Genomic DNA, 22,759 nt, shown 5'->3' on the forward strand with positions numbered 1-22,759 from the left:
TATTCCAGAGGATTTGAACTGTGATAGTTTTTTATATGTCACTTGTGGGGCGATTGTCGATGGAGGCTGGGACACCTGCTGAACTTGCACAGCAGATTTGATTGAGATCCTTCGGGGGTTGAAACCGTTTCTATATAAACAAACTCCCAGCAGCAAGGGACGAATAAATTAAGGAAGGTAATTTTATGGTACAAGCTCAATCTAAAAAATTAACTTTTGATGAGTACCTTAATTACTCAAATGAGACGGATCGACGCTATGAGTTAATTGATGGGGAGTTAATCGCTTTGCCGCCCGAATCTGAACCTAATAATTTTATTGCTAACTATCTATTTTTCTATCTGGCTAGCAGCGGGCTAGTGCCACTTAGACTGATTAAAACGCATAATTGCGAGGTTCAAGTTGCCGTTTTGCGATCGGGAGATGCGGCCAACCGCTACCCCGATTTGATAATTCTGGAACCCGAACACATTCCGCTGACAGCAAACAGGCTAACTATCACTTTCGATATGTTGCCTCCTCGGTTTGTTGTGGAGGTAGTCAGTCCGGGTAGATTGGGCAGGGATCGGGATTACGATCCTCTTCGAGGGCTTCGCCAACGCCAACGAGCTCAGTACGCAGCGCGGGGCATCGCAGAGTATTGGGTTATCGATCCAATTGAACAAGTTGTGACGGTTTTGCGGCTTGAGGATGGGCAATATGTTGAGGTTGGGGTATTTCGGGATGGAGAGGCGATCGTATCTCCGATGTTTCCACAGCTAAGTTTGACGGTTCAACAGATTTTGAGTGGTGAGGTTTAAGGGCGGATTAATAGCTAATTGGTTAGCATTCATCTAACCAATTAGCTATTAGTGAAAATCTCCACCCTCAACCTGATTAAGGCCCAATACGCTTGGGTTAAAACTGTTTATTCCGGGCGAGTTCCCCCTAAATCCCCCTTAAGAAGGGGGACTTTGAGCAAGTTCTTGTCCCCCCCTTCTTAAGGGGGGCTAGGGGGGATCGGGCTCGGGCCCAAGCGTATTGGATTAAGGCCATGTTTCCATCCTTAATAGGGGTTTAGTTTGATTGCGGCTTTTCCGAGTTGTTGGCTGGCTCCGGTTATGGAAGTGTTTCAATCCCTGATAGGGATTTAGGTTGATTGCAACAATCAATTAATTTTTTAAACATTTTCCAAACTTCTGTGCGAGTTTCAATCCCTGATAGGGATTTAGGTTGATTGCAACCTGATGATTTCTCCTATCTGTGCGGATGGCATTGGCAGTTTCAATCCCTGATAGGCATTTAGGTTGATCGCAACTTACCCTGGAACTGCACAACCTTTCATTCTGCGAGGTTTCAATCCCTGATAGGGATTTAGGTTGATTGCAATCTGCTGCTTATTGGCGCGCTGTTCATTTCAAAGCGTTTCAATCCCTGATAGGGATTTAGGTTGATTGCAACGATGAAGAAAATTGTGCAAATCTAAAGTCACATATGTTTCAATCCTCATAGGGATTTAGGTTGATTGCAACTTCCGATCGAGAGCGGATGGAGAGGTATGATCCGCAGTTTCAATCCCTGATAGGGATTTAGGTTGATTGCAACTCCAGGCAAAGAGAAGTTAAGCCCATCGGCGATTCAGTTTCAATCCCTGATAGGGATTTAGGTTGATTGCAACAGCAATTTAACGATTAGATTTCCGATAATCCCAAGATTTCAATCCCTGATAGGGATTTAGGTTGATTGCAACCAAAGGTTCGGGGAAAAAGTTCTTTGCCGACATCGCCGTTTCAATCCCTGATAGGGATTTAGGTTGATTGCAACATCTCGATATCAAGATTGGTTGTCGTGTCGCTGCGGTGTTTCAATCCCTGATAGGGATTTAGGTTGATGGCAACTCTTACTTACAGCAAACATCTCTTATCAAAATTCAGGTTTCAATCCCTGATAGGGATTTAGATTGATTGCAACCTGGTACAGACCAGGAGGTATATGAGGTAATACTGGAGGATGGGTTTCAATCCCTGATAGGGATTTAGGTTGATTGCAACAAGACTCGTTATTATTGCGATCGCCCGGGGCATTATCGTTTCAATCCCTGATAGGGATTTAGGTTGATTGCAACTGCGAGAAATTGAGTGCCAACACATTGCGCCAGACTTGTTTCAATCCCTGATAGGGATTTAGGTTGATTGCAACTTGGCGGGCAAAAAATTGTTTGGGGCCGCGAAGGAGGGTTTCAATCCCTGATAGGGATTTAGGTTGATTGCAACGGGGGATGTCCTCATACGGTATACAGAGCCCAAGGATGTTTCAATCCCTGATAGGGATTTAGGTTGATTGCAACTGTACATAGAGCACATGAATCCCAAGTACATCCGCGTTTCAATCCCTGATAGGGATTTAGGTTGATTGCAACATTTTTTGTGAATCTAATGATGTACGACTTCTTCAAGAGTTTCAATCCCTGATAGGGATTTAGGTTGATTGCAACACTTGGGCGGCAGAAGGCTGTCTCTTAGCGGCGTTTACTCTGTTTCAATCCCTGATAGGGATTTAGGTTGATTGCAACTTGTAATTCCTCGCGGTCGCGTCGCTTATTTCTGCTTCTTTAGTTTCAATCCCTGATAGGGATTTAGGTTGATTGCAACTTGTCAGTTTACTGTTCTGAAGGAGTCGCAATTATAAGTTTCAATCCCTGATAGGGATTTAGGTTGATTGCAACTTTACCCAAGACATAAACCAGCTCACAATTCTTAAGTTTCAATCCCTGATAGGGATTTAGGTTGATTGCAACAATGGCGTGAAAATAGGTTCTCCCACCATAAATCGTTTCAATCCCTGATAGGGATTTAGGTTGATTGCAACTAGCGGTCTTACATTGCCGGAAGGTTCCACGACTTCATGTTTCAATCCCTGATAGGGATTTAGGTTGATTGCAACCAGGCTCATCGCCGATCGCACCGGCCAGTACGCTGGCAATGTTTCAATCCCTGATAGGGATTTAGGTTGATTGCAACCGCCCGATCGCGCGATCGTCCGCTACCGATGAAGTTTCAATCCCTGATAGGGATTTAGGTTGATTGCAACCTGCCAGCACTACCACCGTGTTTATATGTCGGTGGGGCAAGTTTCAATCCCTGATAGGGATTTAGGTTGATTGCAACCAGAGAATTATATCGCTTGCAAACTCAGCCAGTTAGTTTCAATCCCTGATAGGGATTTAGGTTGATTGCAACGCAGCTACAGGAAGCCTGGAAAGGCTATTTAGTTGGTTTCAATCCCTGATAGGGATTTAGGTTGATTGCAACGTGTTTGCTCTTGGCTTTCTGGGAGTCGCAAGTGTTTCAATCCCTGATAGGGATTTAGGTTGATTGCAACTTGATAGAAGCTCGGACTCTGCCAGCCGGGGTGTAGTTTCAATCCCTGATAGGGATTTAGGTTGATTGCAACTATATTTGGCAATTATTTATGTTTCCGAGCTTACCGTTTCAATCCCTGATAGGGATTTAGGTTGATTGCAACACAATGGAGAAATTCTCGCAGGTTATGCTGCTTTCTCTGTTTCAATCCCTGATAGGGATTTAGGTTGATTGCAACACGGTATCTGCAAATGTCAATGGCGCTATCTATTCCGTTTCAATCCCTGATAGGGATTTAGGTTGATTGCAACCTCCTTGAATGGCATCTTGCTGAATAATGTTCCATTCAGTTTCAATCCCTGATAGGGATTTAGGTTGATTGCAACTGAAGGCCGACCAGCTACAGCTGCGGGTATAGTTCGTTTCAATCCCTGATAGGGATTTAGGTTGATTGCAACTTTTGTGTGAACGTCATTAAGCGGGACAGGTTCGCTCTCTTCTGTTTCAATCCCTGATAGGGATTTAGGTTGATTGCAACGGAGCTGATGATAGACCGCGAAAGCCCCCAATTCGTTTCAATCCCTGATAGGGATTTAGGTTGATTGCAACACAGGGGTATTGAGATACCTTTGGATGATTTCAAGTTTCAATCCCTGATAGGGATTTAGGTTGATTGCAACAGCGTGGACGTGCGGATTGGCAAGTAAATTTCTGTTTCAATCCCTGATAGGGATTTAGGTTGATTGCAACAGTTAGTTTCTGAAACCCTTACTGTATTTAGTTTTCAAGGTTCGTTTGCGTCTGTACACATTAAAAGTACCATTTCAAGACCGACCTGTCAACAGGCAAAATATTCAACAAACCTCAAAACCTTTCACAGCAAGCAATACAGCATTTGCGTCCGTCGGATTTTTCATAAAGTGCCTTAAACCCATACTACGCAACTGATACAGCCGAAAAAAATCACCCCCTCAAAAAAACACCTACCCACAGGCGCAAATCTCAACCTTCAACCCGATTCAAATTCCAGTCGTAAGGCAAAAAAACGATCGCCCATCCATCACCCACAGCCGCCTCCGGCCCCAAATAACCGCCCACATACTCAGCCACCGAACCCGCCGCCTTTACAAAATCCTCCTCGTACCACTTAAAAATCTTGCTCAAATAAAGCGTCTTTTTCTGGGCATCATATCGCACCTTATCAGGATTGTGAATAAAACGGCTCGCATCCGCTTCTAGTTGAGTCCGTACCGACTCCGGGAAATAAGCCCCCCGGCGCAGCAGCGGGCACCCGACAGAAGCGCAAACTAATGCAAAATGGATGCGCGGTTCCGCAAATTCCGGCCGCAAAATTGCGTGTTCGATTTGATTGAGACTGTACTTTTTGCCGCCAACAATCGTATTTGAACGGGTGAAAAAATCCAAAAAACTCAGCCAGTTGGGAATTCCCAAAACTTTGGGACGGATCGACGCGATCGGATATACTTCCAGAACTTGAGAAATTGCGATCGCATTGTACGCATTCAGCCACAACGCCAGCCGCCCATCCGCATCAGTCAAATCCGCCAAATCCACATCAGCCCAACTTTCCAGCCACGCCCTCAAAACATCCGCCCCCTCAGCTTTCCAGCGCTGATAATTGACGCGGCCCAAATCGTCAACGTAGCGTTGCAGCAACTCGTCCCAAATCCTAAAGTCGATCGTACCGATCATTTATTACTATCCATATGATAAGGCGGACATTGCTTTAGCTTCTGCTTCTATAGCAATCCTAAAGCATTTGTGAATTTCTTACTCCCGGACCTTGCTAAGGGGAGGGTTGGGGTGGTAAAAAATTTACGACTCCTGCAAGGATTTCTATATTTAATACTACCGTCAACCCAAATAACACCTGCAACGGTAGGATTTTTTAGATTAGCCCCGTCAAACCGGCTTTGGTTAAATTAGCATCGCTAAAATTAGCGCCTTGTAAATTAGCTTGCCGCCAAGCAGCCCCGCTCAAAATTGCCCCGGATCAATTAGCTTCCCTAAAATTTGCTCCTCTCAAATCTGCATTTGCTAAACTCGCGTCCCCTAGGGGAAAGCTACTCAAATCGCCGCCCGCACCCTGGTTAGTTTACCACAACTAATTGACTTGCTGGCCGTTAGCTCCAATCACCGATGCAGCCAACCCGAAAATCAGTCCCCATGAAACTGCTCCCCAAGTTACAGATTTCCTGCTCTTTACCTTCTACAATTTTAAAAGATTCTTAATTTCAACTTTAACAGGGATCGGTTTCTTCCCGCACAACACCAATCCCACTTTGAGCGGCAATTTTTTAATTTACCCTTACCTGCATAACACACTATGACGGATCGAACCAACTTTTTCGATAAACTGTTAGCGGCTGTTGAAAACAATCAAAGTTTGCTGTATTTAGCCCTCGACCCCGACCCGGAAACCTTGACCGCCCTGGTTTCCATGACTGCAGAGGAAACTAAAAGTTTTGTAACAGATTTGTTGTCAAAGCTAAAAAGTGCGATCGACCAAACAGCAGATTTAATCTGTGCCTGCAAAATCACCCTCGGTTTTTACCAATCTCTCGGTATTCCCGGTTGGCAATTGCTGCAACAAATTTTAACAAGTATTCCTCCTCAGATACCCGTAATTTTAGATGCCAAACACTGCGATTTAAATACCAGCACAGTGTTTGCAAAAGTTGTATTTCAAGACTGGCAAGTTGACGCTATTACTTTAAGTCCCTATGCCGGATTCGACCAAGTAGCGCCTTTTTTGTTATACGCCGGAAAAACCGTTTTTGTCCTCTGCGCCACCGCCAACGCCTCAGCGGCCGCTTTGCAAGAATACCCGACCCCAGAAAACCCTTTATACTTGCAATTAGTCCGAGTCTCTCAAACTTGGGGAACTCCAGAACAACTCGGTTTAGAAGTAGGAGTAATGCCGGATATGTTGGCGCGCATCCGCCAAGCCGCTCCTGAACGCCTAATTTTAGTCGAAGGAGACATCGCCGAAGAAAATGACCTCACAGAAGAAAACGACCTCGCACAAATGCTCGCGGCTGGTTTAAACAAGAATGGTGAAGGTTTATTGTTGCCAGTCCCCCCGAGTTTATTAGCGGGGAAAGAGCCGCGCCGAGAAATTGAGAAATTGCGGGATAATATTAATAAACAGAGGATGCGGGCAATAGAAGGTAGTCCCACTTGCGAATTGTGGCTGCCCGATGTTTGCTTTTTGCAACCGGAACCTTACCGCGATTTAATCTTGCAACTTTATGACATCGGCTGCGTAGTTTTTGGCGACCACGTACAAGCATCGGGCGCCGTATTTCCATATTACATCGACTTGCGGAAAATTATCTCGATTCCGCAGATTTTCCACCAAATTGTCAGCGCTTATGCCGACATTCTCAAAAATTTAAAATTCGATCGCATTGCCGGAATTCCCTACGGTTCTTTACCCACAGCAACTGGTTTAGCATTGCGGATGGAACGGCCGATGATTTTCCCGCGCAAGGAAGTCAAAACTTACGGGGCGGGCAAGTTGATTGAGGGGCATTTTCAGCCTGGAGAAACGATTGTCGTAGTCGATGATATTTTGATTAGTGGCAAAAGCGTGATGGAAGGCGCTGGCAAGTTAAAATCTGCTGGGTTGAATGTGGAAGATATTGTGGTATTGATCGACCACGAACAGGGAGTTAAAGATAAATTGCAGGCTAATGGTTATAGCGCCCATTCAGTGTTAGCGCTTTCGGAAATTGCTCAAACTTTGTATCAAGCAAATCGCATTGATACCGAGCAATTCAATCTTTTGACAGCGTCACATTAAACCCCAGTTCCTGTAGGGGCGGGTTTGACCAACCATCTGGGCAAACAATTAATAATCTTATAAACCCGCCCCCCGCGGTCAACCTCAATGTACATTTTTTCCCTGGGTTCAAAGTCAAGGTTGATATAGGTTATTAGTTGTGTGGTGGCGGGTTTATGAGATTGTGTGTGTGGGTCGAATATTATTAGTAAAACCCGCCCCTACCAGGTAAATATATCAACCTTGCAGAACTTCAATTAAAGCATCGCCCATTGCCCGAGGGCCGACGAGTATCAAGCAAATCGCATTGATACCGAGCAATTCAATCTTTTGACAGCGTCACATTAAACCCCAATTCCTGTAGGGGCGGGTTTTACCAACCATCTGAGCAAAAAATTAATAATCTTATAAACCCGCCCCCCGCGGTCAACCTCAATGTACATTTTTTCCCTGGGTTCAAAGTCAAGGTTGATATAGGTTATTAGTTGTGTGGTGGCGGGTTTATGAGATTGTGTGTGTGGGTCGAATATTATTGGTAAAACCCGCCCCTACCAGGTAAATATATCAACCTTGCAGAACTTCAATTAAAGCATCGCCCATTGCCCGAGTGCCGACGAGTTTCATGCCTTCTGACATGATATCACCAGTGCGATAACCTCGATCCAAAACTTCGACAACTGCTTGCTCGATTTTATTAGCAGCTTCCGGCTGATTCAACCCGTAGCGCAGCATCATTGCCGCACTCAAAACTTGGGCGATGGGATTTGCTTTATCTTGTCCGGCGATGTCTGGTGCGGAACCGTGCACGGGCTCAAAAACTCCCGGTCCGGTTGCTCCCAAACTAGCAGAAGGCAGCATTCCAATACTACCAGTTAGCATCGCCGCAGCATCGGAAAGAATGTCGCCGAATAAATTGCCGGTGACAATCGTATCGAACTGTTTCGGCCAGCGAATTAACTGCATGGCTGCGTTGTCAACATAGAGGTGAGAAAGTTCGATATCAGGGTATTCTGAAGAAAGGGCAATAATACGATCGCGCCACAGTTGCGAAACGTCCAAAACATTCGCTTTATCAACGGAACACAGCCTTTTCCCCCGCTTAGAGGCTGTTTCAAAAGCCACGCGCCCGATTCTGTCAATTTCCGAGTCGGTGTAAGCCATCGTATTGACACCGCGTTTTTCGCCTGTTTCCGTCTCAAAAATGCCTTTCGGTTTGCCGAAGTAAATCCCGCCTGTGAGTTCGCGGATTACCATAATATCCACGCCTTCGACAACTTCCCGTTTCAAACTAGAAGCATCAACCAATTGCGGTAAAATAGTCGCAGGCCGCAAATTTGCAAACAATCCCAATCCGGCGCGCAGTCCTAATAATCCAGTTTCCGGGCGCTGTTCGCGGGGCAAATTATCCCACTTGTAACCGCCGATGGCTGCTAACAATACTGCATCGCTGTTGCGGCATTTTTGCAGTGTTTCTTCGGGTAGCGGATTGCCTGTTGCATCAATAGCAGCGCCGCCGATTAAAGCTTCTTGAAATTCAAAGCCGATGTCCAATTGTTTGGCGACAAGTTTCAGGACATCTACCGCCACAGCGATAATTTCAGGGCCGATTCCGTCTCCTGGTAAAAGAGTGATGCGGTAGTTTTGAGTCATATCGATTTTGGAGTTTTGATTGTAGATTTTTGAGGGGAAGCTAAGAACTTCTCGCCGGCTTAGAATTATATCAGCTTCTGTAGGCCATCGCACAAACTGGATTTTCACCCGTGAAGACATTGTATACAGATACCGACATCAACGAATACTTTCGCGCGCTGACGGGATTTCAACCCCGACAATTCCAAACAGAAACATTCCACAAAATTCTCAACCGCCAAGATGTCCTGCTGAGGGCGCCCACTGGTTCGGGAAAAGCTGAAACTGCTCAAGCCGCTTTTCTCTTTTGTGTTTGGGGAATGGATTTATTGGGAGGGCGATTGGGAAATTCACTGCAGGGCAAATTCTCGATCGCCCGAATTGGCAAAATTGTTCGCTATAAGCAACGATTTTGGCAAGCGGGGCTGCTTTTTTCAGTATTTGCCCGATCGAACTCAAATCACTCCCGAACCCCTGTGGCAGCCGAATTTGAGCCTTAGTTTCACCTTCGGGGCGATCGACGATTTAGGCAAAAACACCTTATAAAGCAAAATCAATCCCTTTTCTTCGGAAAGAGCAACACTTGACAAATACCGCACAATTGTTACCGGATTTCTGCCCCTAAAACTAACAGCTACCAGCGCGCCCTATGAATTTTACGAAAGACTCTGAACAAGAATTTGCCGGATTGAGTTTAGTATTAAAACCAGCAGCTACCTCAACTCGTTCGGTTCCCTTAAGGGAGTTGCTGCCTGCTTTTAAACGTCCCTTAGTTTGGGTTCCTGTGGTTCCGAGAGGAGGCGTTTTAAAAGTAAGGGCGGTTTTGCAGCAGCCAGAGTTTTATACTGAACTAATGCAGGCTATTTGCTGGGAAATCAGCAAGCATAAAACAGTGGAATGGCAAGGAAAAATCTGTGAAGTTACGGGAGTTGAAGTCGATTCTTCATCCCTGCACGTTCTCCAAATTCCGCTGCGGGCAAGCGATGAGCTTCCGCACACCTTGGGAAGGGCGGTTCACGCTCAATTTTTCCACTGGATAGGATGTGGAAATGCCGAACTAGCTCAAGAGTTGCACCAACAGGAGAATTTTCCCGGTGCTTTAGTTTTGAAACCGGGAAAAACTCCGCTGCAAAAATATCTCAAATTCGGATTGCTGCGGCCGGAATTGGTGGCTCCTTTCCTGTGGGGATTGAGTCAAGATATCGGGGCAGACATTGCTTTGACGGGGATTCCTTGCCGTTTGGGGGAAGCGGTGGAAGTTGTGGAAGCTAGCAGTTATGAGATTTTAGCAGAGTCGCCGCCCCAAAGGTCGATCGAACTAGAGTTTCTTTCGCCGACAAGTTTCAAGCAACTTCAGTCATGTCAGCCTTTCCCTTTGCCGGAATTAGTATTTGGAAGTTTGCTGCGCCGCTGGAATATTTTTGCTCCCACAGCGCAGCAATTTCCGGCGGTTGAGTGGACGGCTGTCACTGCTGCTTACGAGCTCAAAACTCGTGCTTTGAAAATGAAAGCGGGAGCAGAAATTGGGACGACTGGATGGGCGAGATATCAATTTGCGGATGCCCAACAGGCAAAAATTGCTGCGGTTCTTGCTCGTTTTGCAGCGTTTTCTGGAGTGGGGAGAAAGGTAGGAATGGGTATGGGACAGGTGAGATTAAGGTAAATGATTTATAGGTGCTATACCAGTTTACTTTTTAGCGTTTAAAGTACCATTTTTTTTTTGAATTTAGGGGCATCTATACTCGGTTTTTAAGGAAAAATATAAAGGTTTTAGGGTTGAGTTTACACTCACGCTAAACTGTCAATATTCAACAATTAACAGTCTAGATTTGAATGAATATTTTTTCCCTTGGGCTTATCTCAATGCTTGGGAATATTTCCACCGTCGCTTTTATTTGGAATACGAGTTATGGGAAATAGAGGATAACGAACATATTTTAATCTGGCGGCATTTGCACCGGAATATTAATCACGAGGGAGTGAGTGAAGAGGATGGTGTTTTGATTCATAGACAGCAGTGGGTGTGCAGCGATCGCCTGCTTGTAAGCGGCATTATTGATGCTGTGGACGATCGGGATGGTTGGTTAGTTTGTTGGGAGTATAAAAAAGTAAAAATGGGGAATTATCTTAACGATTATTTTCAACTTGGCGCTGCTGCTTTGTGTTGGGAAGAACGCTTGGGGCGGGAGATTGGCTGGGGGGAATTTTTCTATGCTGGCAACAAGCGGCGGGAGAAAGTTAATTTTTCTAGATCCCTGTAGGGACCCTCCAAGAGTCCCTTGGTGTCAACAAACACGTTAAACCGATAGTCCGGCAGGGGTTGAAACCCCTGCCTCAAAGCTAAAGTCCTCTTGCATAGGACCGAGAATAAAAATTTTTAAACTCATTAGTCCTCAGAGGACTTTAGCTATAAGTCCCGTGGAATTCATTCCCTGGCGGACTACCGGGTGGGCCGACAGCCTGAGTTGACACCTATGAGCACGGTACGGTGTCCATACAAGGGCTTTCTATGTACCTTACTTACCAGCAAAAGTGCTGTAAGTTATGCCTGTTGTTTATTTGGTGATTTACGATTTGCCGGATTCCGCAGGTGCTCCCAAACGGCGGACGCGGCTGCACAAGTTGCTGTCTGGATACCGAAAGTAGACGCAGTACAGTGTTTTTGAGTGTTTTTTGACGGCGCTGCAATTTGTAAAGCTTCAGCAGCAGGTGGAAAAGTTGATTAAGCCTGTGGAGGATTCGGTGCGTATTTATGTTTTGGGTGCGGACTCGGTGAAGCGGAGGATTTCTTATGGTTCCCAGCAACCTAGAGACGAAAGGGCGATCGTCTTTTAAGGCTATTTCAAGGATAGGTGGCTGTAGTTTTGCTGTGCGTATCTACAGTCAATCAACCCGGTTGCTGGGAAAATGGGGTTTTTTTGGTGGGAGGACTCTTGACAGGCCAAGGGCGATCGGCTTATGATTTTGGTGAACAGATGTGAATTTAAAACTTGAGGGGGTTGACAAAAACGCCAGAACCTTGAAAATTTTATAGTTGAATTTGGGAGGTCCGCGCAATTGCGAACGGGTTGCAATAAGCGGGGCTGTAATGAAGGTGAAAATGAGGCGGACGAAAACCGTTGGCAGAATCCTCTCTCTGATAGGGTTTGGGCGATCGGTCTTTCAACAAATAGAATCCCGGCAACGGGACCGGAACCCGTCAGCTATTGACTGACTGGTAATCTGCCCCGTCACCTTTCAACAAATAGAATCCCGGCAACGGGACTGAAACGGCTGTTGCTGATTGCACCAAGTCATTAGTCGCTCTTTCAACAAATAGAATCCCGGCAACGGGACTGAAACGTTGATTCTCACGATTAACGAGGAATACTTGGAAAAGCCTTTCAACAAATAGAATCCCGGCAACGGGACTGAAACTTCATCAACCCACCATTCTCCGACCCATTCCCCTGGGTTCTTTCAACAAATAGAATCCCGGCAACGGGACTGAAACGATTCTGTAAGCGTTAATCCGCTGTAACCCCCATCAACTTTCAACAAATAGAATCCCGGCAACGGGACTGAAACAGGAAATTGCCCAACGGTGGAGAAAAACCTTGGGACTTTCAACAAATATTAGAATCCCGGCAACGGGACTGAAACTTATTCACAGTCTGATTGCCCTGAACAATGGTCGCACCTTTCAACAAATAGAATCCCGGCAACGGGATCCAAACATAAATAAGTCAAGACAAAACCATTTGATGTCGTTGCTTTCAACAAATAGAATCCCGGCAACGGGATCCAAACGCTTGCCCGTTTTTCCTACCGTTAGTCTCTCCAATCAAAGCGGCTTTCAACGAATAGAATCCCGGGAACGGGACCCAAACGATGTATGGGACAGGATCGGAAAAGCCAAAATCCAGCCATGCCGCGCACCAAGCGACAGCCTTTCAACTCCTCGAATCCGCGCAACAAGATTGAAATAAGATAAAAACAGTTCGATCGCACGCACGTACAAAAAAATCGGCAAGGAGTCGCGCAGTGGCAGAGGGCGAAAGCATACCAACACCAGCACAGATTGATTCTCGGGACTATTCTTGGGCTTTTTGGCCAGTTGTCCCCCTCTATCCCTACAGCAAGCGGCGCACCATCCGCAAAGAAATAGTCAAGGACACAATCTGGACTTTTGACCAGCTACAAGGCATTTTCTACGTTGTCGTCCCGATTCGGATGACTGTAATTAAACTAGAACCCGAAGGCCTTCTCGTCTACGCCCCCGTTGCACCGACTCCTGAGTGCATCCGCTTGGTAAAAGAGTTAGTAGCAGAGCACGGCGAGGTGAAGTACATCCTGCTGACAACGGTTTCCGGCATCGAGCACAAAGTTTTTGTCGGCCCCTTTGCGAGGTGTTTTCCCCAAGCGCAGGTGTTTGTCGCCCCGCAGCAGTGGAGTTTCCCGGTGAATTTGCCGCTGAGTTGGCTGGGTTTGCCCGCCAAACGCACCTCTGTACTGCCCTGTGACAGCAGCAACACGCCGTTAGCCGATCAATTTGACTGGGCAATTCTCGGCCCCCTCGACCTCGGTTTGGGCAAATTTGCCGAAGTTGCCTTATTTCACAGGCGATCGCGCACCCTGATGCTAACAGATTCCGTGGTTTCGATTCCCGAAAATCCGCCGGCGATCGTCCAACTCGACTCGTACCCGCTGCTGTTTCACGCCAAAGAAAGCGCCTCGGACATTGTGGCCGACACCCAGGAAAATCGGCGCAAAGGGTGGCAGAGAATCGCCTTATTTGCCATGTATTTTAGCCCCAGCGTGCTGGAAGTGCCGCCGTGGTCAGAGGTGTTAGCCAGCGCGCGCCTCGCGCCAGAACGCTCTAGAAAAGCTTATTTCGGGTTGTATCCGTTCAAGTGGAAAACAGATTGGGTGCGTGCGTTTGAGGCTTTGCGGGGAGGAGGGCGGTTGTTTGTGGCGCCGATTTTGCAGACTTTGATTCTCAACCGCGCCCCGAGGGAAACTCTCGATTGGGTGGATAAAGTGGCGAGTTGGGACTTTCAAAGGATTGTACCTTGTCACTTCGATAGTGCGATCGACTCCCGGCCGCGTGAATTTCGGCAAGCATTCTCGTTTCTGGAAAAACACTCGCCTGTTAATTCCTTACCTGAAGACGATTTTAAATTGCTCAGGCAGATTGATGCCGGTTTGAATAAAACTGGTCTTGTACCGCCTGCAAAAGAGAAAGTTTAATCTGAAATTTTGCACCATTCTGAATAACCTGTTTGAGCACAGGCATCTTGCCTGTGCCACAAAAAAATAAAGTATTGTGGAACGGGCATCTTGCCCGTTCCGGCTAGAAGCCTACCAAAAAGATTAAACTCTTGACAATTGGTGTCGGTTTATTCATTTATCTCATTAAATTATCAATCAGCTTATCCACCCTCAAAAGTTCTTGAATAATTTGCTCTACCCTCCGCAGTTCATTTATAGGATTTAGGCTTCTAATAGTTTTCGGGGATGTAGCTGAAGTATGTGCCGCAACACCTCTTTCTTCCCCAAACGTATTCATGTTAGCCAGCCAAGCAGGATCTAAATCATCGGTATCTATTCCTATTGGCAAAAGCAACGCCAGAAGATTAGCTTCTTTGATTCCATGATTCGAGTCAATGCTTCGCTTAAAACTACTAATAGCTAAATTTAGTTTTTTGTTGATTTTTACTTTTTCCGGTGGCAAAGCTTTACTTCCCTTAGTTGGACTCAGTGTATCTGGTGGTGCTTCCATCATTTGACCAGAAAATCCAAGCAAGCAGATTAAAGTACGGCAAGTCTTACCCTGGCTATCCCAATTCTTTTTAGCATTAAGGGCTACTTCCCAAACTCTGTCCTCAAAATAAGCCTCAATTTCGGCATGAACTAAAACTCGGTAGGCAAGAGTTAAGGCTAGCTGCCTATCGGAATATGAACCTAGAGAATTAATCTTAGGCAAAAATTGTTTTTTTAACCTATTTAACTGCTGGGTTAGAGTACGAAATCTAACTGATTTTGGCATACCTCTTAATAACTTACCTCAAACCGTTAAAGATAATATGGTTATCTACTAGTTCAGGTACATTAAACTCTACATCCAAAACCTTTAACAAAGCTTTGCCCCACAGTGAGAGACGAGTATGAGTTTCGCGAATGCTAGTTGTACTTTTCTCAACAGCTTCTCTGAATTCGCTATTAGATGATGAACATAAGTCTTTAAAAGCTTTTTCCACACCCGCCGGATTCTTCTCAGCAGCTTCACTAATAACTGGATCGGAAAAATAAAAAACCATTACATCTAAAATAGCTCGATTAAACTTGCCTCGGTAATTATTAGAACTACTCAACCACACACGAAATATATTTTCTTCTCCAAATATTGTAGTGGTTGTTTGCACTGCCTTTTTAAATTGGCTAACTGTATATCTGACCTCAGTTTCTTTCTCTTTCCAATCCTTGTTGAGCTTTTTGCAAGTCATATCCAGGAACACTTTAAGATTACCGCGATAATCGGATAAAAAATGATGGAATCCTACATATCGCAGTAATAATTCGACATCACGCATCCGAGGATCGGGATTTTGGGATTTAAGTATTTTTCTTAAAGCCTGATTTTTAATTGATTCGTCATCTAAAAAATTGATGAAATCACCTGGATGCAATGCTTGCCTGAGTTCTTGGGGAGATAGCGGAGTATTTTCTACATTCAGACGGAGAAAAATTTTGTAGAGTAAACTTTCTGTATGCCAATTCCGAATCAATGTAGTACGAAGAGTTTGATTATCGAGTGCATCAAGTACAGAACTATGGAGAAGATCGTTTTTTAGAGCCTCATGCGTACAACCATTGAGTTCAGGTCTAAATTCTAAGTTTTTCAAAGCAAAACTATCGTTGGAAGTTTCGCTCCTTCCATAAAATTGCAGAATCGTAAGCAAGCGTTGCTTGCCGTCAAGAACTACAAATTTTCCGCGCTTTTTATCTTGAGAAGCCAAAACTATATCTGGAATGGGAAATCCTAGAAAAATTGATTCAATAAACCTGCTTTTGCGAGTTATATCCCAAGCATCTCGTCTTTGAAATCTTGGATTAAGTTGAATATTGTCACGAACAAGTTGATCGAGTATGGTGGCTGTCGTCCAGTCATTTCCAGCTACAATTATTTCGGAAATTTCGTCTAATACTGATTTGGGATTACCATTATATTCAAGCTCATAATCTAGAGCTTCATCTTCCTCATCAAAGCTTACTTCTTCTGGTTTTTCTAAGAGGTTTAGTTCCGGCATGACCGCGCTCTACTATTGGGTAAGTTTAATTTGGATACAGATACCTAAGTATAGCAGAAGTCAGAAGCCTTAAGTTATCATAGCAGTCACTAATTTATCGATTATGAAAACTAGCGCTTTTAATTTTTACGGATTTTTAAGCTAGATGGCGAATTTTTCAACTTAAACTCATCAAACTTCACCACTTCCGATTCGGGTTTCCGCGTATCAAAATAGTAGCTGCTAACCGTACCCTCCCCCGTATCAAAAATAGTAAAAGCCGTAATATCATTGCTATCAATATACGGCAGCGGCCGCCCGTCTTCTCCCAACAAAGGCGCAACAGTCGGCACCACAGGTTCCAATCCGTTCGGGTCTCCAATAGCGCTGTAATTTTCCCGATATCCCGGCGGCACAAATCGGCGCTTTTCCCCCGCAAAAGCACCGTAACTGTTGCCCACATTAGAAGTCTCCAAAAAGTGCATTCCGCTGGAACTTACAAACCGATTCCACAAGTGCGAATGTCCGTAAAATACCAACTGCACCCCGGCTGTTTCTAGTAGCGGCACTACATCCCGAATCAGATAATCTTGCTGTTTCGGATACTCGTAACGCACCATTTTAATCTCGCCATCGAGAGCGCGATCGACTATTTGCACTGGATCGGTATAAGCAGGTACAATATTGTCACCCAGAGAATGCGGCGGGTGGTGAAACATCACAATTTTATATTTTGCCTGCTGGAATTGGGGACTGTTTAACTCTTGTTGCAGCCAAGTATATTGAGCGCTGCCCTTGACAATCGGCTCAAAAATATGCTGTCCGTAGCCCCATTTTTCGGGATTATTAAAATCTTCGTCCCGTTCGCGATACCTGCCTCTGGCACCCGGATCTAAATTCGGAGTCCGCCAGATATTCGTAACATACAAAGTCACTAACCGCACGTCCCCAAAAGTGACAGCATAGTAATTTTTTCGGTCCGGTAAATTGAAAATTTCGTCATAGGTATCGCTATTAAAAGTATTGTTTTTCAGCCACATTTCGCGCACTGAAGGGTCATTATTGGGATTCAAAGATGCAGCACGTTGAGCGTATATTTTCTCAGCAGCGGCGCGGGGAAAAGGATCGTTAAATTGGTCGCCGAGTGTGCTGTTGGTTGCAAAGCGACCCATGATTTCGTGATTGCCAATGGCGGGGAATAGAGGCGCGTGTTGGATCAGTTCGCCGCCGCTGTAAACTGTTTTGATGCCGTTTTTGTCCAGTTCGGAAAAGGCGCGACCTTGCAAAGCGGGAAAGAAGGCGCGGCCTTGGTAGTCGTCAAACCATTCAGAAGCGCGATCGGGTATATTAATTAAATCCCCTGCCATAAAAACTGCGTCAACTCTCCCAATTGTTTCGGCTACTTTCTGGAGATTTGCTGCTGTCATAGGCATCAATTGATGGTCGGAAGTGAGGAGAATTTTGAGCGCAATTCCTGCGGCTGGTGCCGGAGAAAGAGTGAAAATTTTGCTGCTGACAGATGCGCCGTCTTGCCTTTCGCTGGTGACTCGATAAGGAATGCGAACACCGGGCCTTAAATTGGGGACTTCTGCTTGGTGGCGCCAGATGTCGCGGACAATTGGATTGCTGTCAATTATGCTTTTTTTGATTTCATCGGAAATGCGCGAGTCTTTGTCTTCGCGAGTGCGGCTTAGCTTCGTAGTATTTGCCGCCGCAATTTCCTTCAGATTTTCGCCGTAAGCAACAGTGTGGCGAGTACCGGCAAATTCGGTAAACCAGACAACTCGCACCGAGTTTGCTGTTGGAAGTTGCAGAAACGGATCGGTTAAAAGTTGAGGTTCGTTGGCGTAAGATGGCATAATGAAACCTAGCAATAGGACAATCAAAATCAAAACAGCAAAAAACCAGGGATTGCGAGAATAACCTTGAGAAATTTCTACTTTATTGGGCAAAAGCGTTAACATAAGTCATTAGTCATTAGTTGTAGGGGTGGTTTCACCAGCCAAACAGAACTCCCCACCAAATACATATAAACCCGCCCCGCCAACTTTAAATTTTAAACTACCAATGTTATCAAAAAGTTAAGAAATTAGTAAAATATCTCACGTCTAACAAACTTCAACCATTTTTTCACATCTTCCGATCTCTCAATTCTCTTTCTCTGCGCCCTCTGCGCCCTCTGCGCCCTCTGTGGTTAATTTTTTTTAAAATCTTTCTCAAAAATGATTGAGACGTGGGATATAACATTATTAACACCCTTCCTTGAATCTAAAATCTAAAATCTAAAATCTAAAATCCCATGGCTCGCCACCTTCTCAAAGCTAACTGCAAAACCGTACACTTGGGCGGTTTTTCTCCGAATCTCGAACCTGCTTTAAGCGTAGATTCGGGCGATCGCATCGATATCGAAACCTATTCAGGATATTATGTTGCTGACAAAGCGCCGCGCGAATTTGTCACCCCCGAATTTTTAGATATTTGTCAGAATTTGCCTCCCAACCGCAAAGTTGGCCCGGGGCCCCACTTGCTGACAGGCCCGATTTATGTTAACAATGCCGAACCGGGAGACGTTTTAGAAATTCACATTGAGGATGTTTACCCGAGTTTACCAGTAGGATTTAATGCAATTCGTGCCGGATGGGGAGCTTTGCCTGAGTATTTCCCCGAACCAAAATTGCGGTTTATTCCGCTAGATTTAGAGCAAAAAATTGCTGAATTTCCCCCAGCTAGCGGCATTCGGATTCCCCTGCATCCTTTTTTTGGAATTATCGGCGTTGCCAATGCAGAAATTAACCGTTCTTCTATTCCTCCAGAGCGCTACGGCGGCAATATGGACAATCAGGAACTGCAACCAGGAACGCGGTTATTTTTACCTGTTTTTATGCCCGGCGGTTTACTGTCCATCGGCGACGGACATTCGGCACAAGGAGACGGTGAAGTTGACGGTACTGCCCTGGAAACTTCGATGAAGGGAACTATTCAAATCATCTTACGCAAGGATTTATTTCTAATATTTCCGTTTGCTGAAACGCCCACTCATATTGTGATTATGGGATTCGGTAAAACATTAGATGAAGCGTTTGAGATGGCGGTAAAAGAGACGATTTATTGGCTCCAAACTTGGGCGGATTTCAAAGAAGAAGATGCTTATGTTTTTTGTTCCCTTGCGGTAAGTTTTCGGATTACGCAGGCTGTCAACAATCCCATAAAAGGAGTTCACGGAATGATGCCCAAGTGTATTTTGCCGGAGGTGAAAATTATTGGTCACAAAATTTGAGGTAGTATGATAACACGCGAGGGGTAAAAAAATCAGGATCGCGATCGCACAAACGACACAAATTTGTCACTGATGTGGTCGATCTCGATCGCAATCCTGTTGAGTAGTAAGCTTAGAATGAGATAAGTTACAAATACTATTTAAATCGAACTCAAGATGAAAACCCAGACTGACGATGTTTCCAAAAAAGATTTAGTCGATCGAGCTTTTGGTAGTGCAGCGATACCAGACCCAACAGCGTGGGTGCACGAACATTATTTTCTGGCTAATTTCGCCGATACTCTCGCCCACCTCCAAGAAAATCTGTCTGATGACAGTGGCGAAAGCGGTGAGAAGGGGGACTCGGGCGAGGGGATATTATCGCTCAATGCTAAAATTAGAGATATCTTGAGAACTACTTTTAGCGACGACTGCTGGCAGTATGTCGAAGGTTTATTGTAACGTTTGGTAAAATCCATAAGTATTTGTACCTTCATAACTTGAGAAGGTAAATTTTACCAGTTTCAAACCAGAATGCAACTGTAGGCGCCCATCCAAATCCTTATGCAGTCTGTCAATCGATTTTAGATTTTAGATTTTAGATTTTAGATTGACCCCACGGATAAATGCGGGGGCTTGAGGATTTTCGATTGATTCCACGGATAAATCCGGGGGCTTGTACCACCTTTGAAATTCTTGGTCATTCTTAATTCTTTAATCTCAAATCTCAAATAGTATCAGTTTCCTACCCCAACACTGACTCGTAACGGAGAGTGCGGGGGTGCATTTCCACAATAATTTGACCTATTTTGATGTAGGATAGTCTAGGTAAACCCGAAATTAGTGTCGCCAGGAACTTCGATCGATCGCAAAAAAGCCGCACTTTCTTCGGGCAAGGCAGTATTGATAAACATCCCGCTGCCCAACTCAAACCCAGCTTGCTTGCTGACTCTGGGAATAATTGCGATATACCAGTGAAAGTATTTTGTTGACCGTTGGGCGATCGGCACCGATCGAATACTATAGTTGTAATCGGGATTGTTCAATCCGTAATAAAGCTTAGCCAGTACAGTTTTCAAAGTATAAGCAAGATCGGTAAGTTCCGCATCAGTCATTTCATCAAATGAAGAGGAATGCCGGCGCGGAAAAATCCAAGTGTGAAACGGTGAAAGTGCAGCGTAAGGGATAAAAGCGACAAAATGTTCACTTTCACAAATCACTCTTTCTCTCGCCGCTAATTCATCTTCCAAAGTCCGGCAAAACAGACATTCTCCCGTGTCGTCAAAATATCTAATAGCTTCGTCGATGCGGCTGCGAAATTGGCTTGGTACAACGGGGGTGGCTGCTAACTGCGAGTGGGGGTGTTCGAGAGAAGTTCCGGCAGTTTCCCCGTGATTTTTGAAGATAATAATGGTTTCTATGTGGGGATTTTTTCTGATTTCTACATAGCGCTGGCGGTATACTAAAAGTATGTTGGCAACTTCTTCAATGCTCAACAAAGCTGTTGTCAAATCGTGTCGCGGGTGTTCGACAATTACTTCGTGAATGCCGATTCCCGCCATGGTGCGGTGAATTCCCGATGATATCCTCATCCATTCTGCTGTCGGGGAGAGGGCGGGATATTTGTTGTAAATTGCCCTGACTTTCCAGTCACTGCGATCGCCCAAACGGCAAGTTTCTGAGGTTCCGTCTTCCTCATTTCCCACGCAAAACGGGCAATCGGGACGGTGGGGTGGCACTAATGCTGGCAACAGTTTTCGGTTGGCGAATTGATCCGGTCTTTTCGCCCGTTCGGTGGCGATGATTACCCAATCTCTGGTAATTAGATTTTGTCTAAGTTCAGACATTTTCTTACCTTCAGTTTCCGGGTCAAATTGTCTCTTATTTTAGATACATGATTTCTGATTTGTCATCTGTCTTTTGTAAAATCTTAATAAATCTTGATTTTTAAATTTCCGGCTTGCAGCCTGCTAGATACCAAAATTATTCAAGAATTCTGGTGTCTAAAGTGGGTAAAGCTAATAGCAGTTTGAACAAGTGAAAAAGACTCGTAAAATCGTTGCTAAATTCAAATCATCCGCGCGGATCGGCGGTTAAATTTTCTCACCAAGCCATTTCCTCCCCCTCGCCAACAACTCGTCCAAACTTTCGATCGGCCATAATCGCACCTTTCCATCCGCATCACCTGTTATCAACAATTTCCCGTCCCGACTAAAACAAATACTATAAATCGGACTTGTTAACTCCACAAAATCAGCCTCACCTTTGAGCAAATTGCCCTTATAGCCGCTATAGTCTGCCAGTAAACTCCCCTGCAAGTTCCACAATTTGGCTGTGCCGTCATGTGAGGCAGTGGCGATCGCATCCCCTGTGGGGCTAAAACTGACACTCCATACCGAGTTATTATGTCCGGTGAATGTTACCAAGCAGTTGCCCTGCAAGTCCCACAATTTCGCGGTGTTGTCATCTGAGGCAGTGGCGATCGCCTCTCCTGTGGGGCTAAAACTGACACTATTTACCCAGTCATGATGTCCGGTGAATGTTACCAAGCAGTTGCCCTGCAAGTCCCACAATTTCGCGGTGTTGTCAATTGAGGCAGTAGCGATCGCATCTCTTGTCGGGCTAAAACTGACACTATTTACCGGGTGATTATGTCCGGTGAATGTTACCAAGCAGTTGCCCTGCAAGTCCCACAATTTGGCAGTTTTGTCAGATGAGGCAGTAGCGATCGCATCCCCTGTGGGGCTAAAACAGACACTTCTTACCGGATAATTATGTCCGGTGAATGTTACCAAGCAGTTGCCCTGCAAGTCCCACAATTTGGCTGTGCCGTCATTTGAGCCAGTAGCGATCGCATCTCTTGTCGGGCTAAAACAGACACTTCTTACCGAGTTATTATGTCCGGTGAATGTTACCAAGCAGTTGCCCTGCAAGTCCCACAATTTCGCGGTGTTGTCAATTGAGGCAGTAGCCATCGCATTTACAGTCGGGCTAAAACTGACACTATTTACCGGGTGATTATGTCCGGTGAATGTTACCCAGCAGTTGCCCTGCAAGTCCCACAATTTGGCAGTTTTGTCAGATGAGGCAGTGGCGATCGCATCCCCTGTCGGGCTAAAACTGACACTGGTTACCCAGTTATTATGTCCGGTGAATGTTACCCAGCAGTTACCCTGCAAGTCCCACAATTTGGCAGTTTTGTCATATAAGGCAGAGGCGATCGCATACCCTGTCGGGCTAAAACTGACACTGGTTACCCAGTTATTATGTCCGGTGAATGTTAGCCAGCAGTAGCCCTGCAAGTCCCACAATTTGGCAGTTTTGTCATATGAGGCAGTGGCGATCGCATTTCCTGTCGGGCTAAAACAGACACTTCTTACCGAGTCATTATGTCCGGTGAATGTTACCGAGCAGTTGCCCTGCAAGTCCCACACTTTGGCAGTTTTGTCATATGAGGCAG

15 protein-coding genes, 2 pseudogenes and 1 CRISPR repeat array are annotated in these 22,759 nt (G+C 45.3%); of the genes and pseudogenes, 9 read left to right on the forward strand and 8 right to left on the reverse strand.

Annotation, left to right across the window (positions count from 1 at the left end; genetic code table 11):
* Positions 1 to 185 precede the first annotated feature (185 nt).
* Positions 186 to 800: a Uma2 family endonuclease gene (locus tag QUB56_RS00870; protein ID WP_332952337.1), complete on the forward strand. Its 615-nt coding sequence runs from the start codon at positions 186 to 188 to the stop codon at positions 798 to 800.
* A 235-nt stretch (positions 801 to 1,035) separates the two neighbouring features.
* Positions 1,036 to 4,091: a CRISPR direct-repeat array (repeat unit 37 nt; unit sequence GTTTCAATCCCTGATAGGGATTTAGGTTGATTGCAAC).
* 252 nt (positions 4,092 to 4,343) lie between these two features.
* On the opposite strand, the gene QUB56_RS00875 is transcribed toward QUB56_RS00870, so the two are convergent.
* Complete coding sequence (locus tag QUB56_RS00875) at positions 4,344 to 5,054, reverse strand: DUF547 domain-containing protein (RefSeq protein WP_332952340.1); 711 nt, start codon at positions 5,052 to 5,054, stop codon at positions 4,344 to 4,346.
* Positions 5,055 to 5,250: 196 nt separating this feature from the next.
* Positions 5,251 to 5,433, reverse strand: a pseudogene (locus tag QUB56_RS37070) (pentapeptide repeat-containing protein).
* A 255-nt stretch (positions 5,434 to 5,688) separates the two neighbouring features.
* Here QUB56_RS37070 and QUB56_RS00880 point away from each other — a divergent pair.
* Positions 5,689 to 7,167, forward strand: a complete 1,479-nt coding sequence (locus QUB56_RS00880) for a bifunctional orotidine-5'-phosphate decarboxylase/orotate phosphoribosyltransferase (protein ID WP_332952341.1) — start codon at positions 5,689 to 5,691, stop codon at positions 7,165 to 7,167.
* A 543-nt stretch (positions 7,168 to 7,710) separates the two neighbouring features.
* Here QUB56_RS00880 and leuB read toward each other — a convergent pair.
* Positions 7,711 to 8,796 carry a 3-isopropylmalate dehydrogenase gene (gene leuB / locus QUB56_RS00885; protein ID WP_332952342.1) on the reverse strand — a complete coding sequence of 362 codons (1,086 nt, stop codon included), beginning with the start codon at positions 8,794 to 8,796 and terminating at the stop codon, positions 7,711 to 7,713.
* Between the two features lie 110 nt (positions 8,797 to 8,906).
* Between leuB and QUB56_RS00890 the strand changes: the two genes are divergently transcribed.
* From QUB56_RS00890 to QUB56_RS00910, 5 genes and pseudogenes are all read left to right on the forward strand, one after another.
* Complete coding sequence (locus QUB56_RS00890; RefSeq protein ID WP_332952343.1) at positions 8,907 to 9,275, forward strand: DEAD/DEAH box helicase; 369 nt, start codon at positions 8,907 to 8,909, stop codon at positions 9,273 to 9,275.
* Between the two features lie 149 nt (positions 9,276 to 9,424).
* The gene (cas6, locus tag QUB56_RS00895; protein WP_332952344.1) at positions 9,425 to 10,438 is read left to right on the forward strand and encodes a CRISPR system precrRNA processing endoribonuclease RAMP protein Cas6; all 1,014 of its coding nucleotides are present in this window, start codon (positions 9,425 to 9,427) and stop codon (positions 10,436 to 10,438) included.
* Positions 10,439 to 10,604: 166 nt separating this feature from the next.
* A complete protein-coding gene (locus QUB56_RS00900) occupies positions 10,605 to 11,036 on the forward strand; it encodes a Dna2/Cas4 domain-containing protein (RefSeq protein WP_332952346.1) in 432 nt (143 codons plus the stop codon).
* Between the two features lie 397 nt (positions 11,037 to 11,433).
* A pseudogene (locus QUB56_RS00905) lies at positions 11,434 to 11,610 on the forward strand (CRISPR-associated endonuclease Cas2); the annotation flags it as partial.
* Between the two features lie 1,188 nt (positions 11,611 to 12,798).
* Complete coding sequence (locus QUB56_RS00910; protein WP_332952349.1) at positions 12,799 to 14,004, forward strand: DUF4336 domain-containing protein; 1,206 nt, start codon at positions 12,799 to 12,801, stop codon at positions 14,002 to 14,004.
* A gap of 157 nt (positions 14,005 to 14,161) precedes the next feature.
* Here QUB56_RS00910 and QUB56_RS00915 read toward each other — a convergent pair whose 3' ends face one another.
* The 3 genes from QUB56_RS00915 to QUB56_RS00925 form a co-directional block, all read right to left on the reverse strand.
* The gene (locus QUB56_RS00915) at positions 14,162 to 14,803 is read right to left on the reverse strand and encodes a HEPN domain-containing protein (RefSeq protein WP_332952350.1); all 642 of its coding nucleotides are present in this window, start codon (positions 14,801 to 14,803) and stop codon (positions 14,162 to 14,164) included.
* Between the two features lie 13 nt (positions 14,804 to 14,816).
* Positions 14,817 to 16,064: a DUF262 domain-containing protein gene (locus tag QUB56_RS00920; RefSeq protein ID WP_332952352.1), complete on the reverse strand. Its 1,248-nt coding sequence runs from the start codon at positions 16,062 to 16,064 to the stop codon at positions 14,817 to 14,819.
* Between the two features lie 119 nt (positions 16,065 to 16,183).
* Positions 16,184 to 18,007 carry a metallophosphoesterase gene (locus QUB56_RS00925; RefSeq protein WP_332952353.1) on the reverse strand — a complete coding sequence of 608 codons (1,824 nt, stop codon included), beginning with the start codon at positions 18,005 to 18,007 and terminating at the stop codon, positions 16,184 to 16,186.
* Positions 18,008 to 18,342: 335 nt separating this feature from the next.
* Here QUB56_RS00925 and QUB56_RS00930 point away from each other — a divergent pair, with 335 nt between their 5' ends.
* Both QUB56_RS00930 and QUB56_RS00935 read left to right on the forward strand, forming a co-directional pair.
* Complete coding sequence (locus tag QUB56_RS00930; RefSeq protein ID WP_332952354.1) at positions 18,343 to 19,320, forward strand: acetamidase/formamidase family protein; 978 nt, start codon at positions 18,343 to 18,345, stop codon at positions 19,318 to 19,320.
* A 156-nt stretch (positions 19,321 to 19,476) separates the two neighbouring features.
* A complete protein-coding gene (locus tag QUB56_RS00935; RefSeq protein WP_332952355.1) occupies positions 19,477 to 19,761 on the forward strand; it encodes a hypothetical protein in 285 nt (94 codons plus the stop codon).
* A gap of 362 nt (positions 19,762 to 20,123) precedes the next feature.
* Here the strand turns inward: QUB56_RS00935 and galT are convergent, their stop codons facing one another.
* Both galT and QUB56_RS00945 read right to left on the reverse strand, forming a co-directional pair.
* Complete coding sequence (galT, locus tag QUB56_RS00940; protein ID WP_332952357.1) at positions 20,124 to 21,146, reverse strand: galactose-1-phosphate uridylyltransferase; 1,023 nt, start codon at positions 21,144 to 21,146, stop codon at positions 20,124 to 20,126.
* 246 nt (positions 21,147 to 21,392) lie between these two features.
* On the reverse strand, positions 21,393 to 22,759 hold a 1,367-nt coding region (locus QUB56_RS00945), incomplete at its 5' end, for a WD40 repeat domain-containing protein (protein WP_332952360.1).

The sequence above is a fragment of the Microcoleus sp. AR_TQ3_B6 genome, assembly GCF_036702785.1.
Taxonomy (GTDB): Bacteria; Cyanobacteriota; Cyanobacteriia; order Cyanobacteriales; family Microcoleaceae; genus Microcoleus.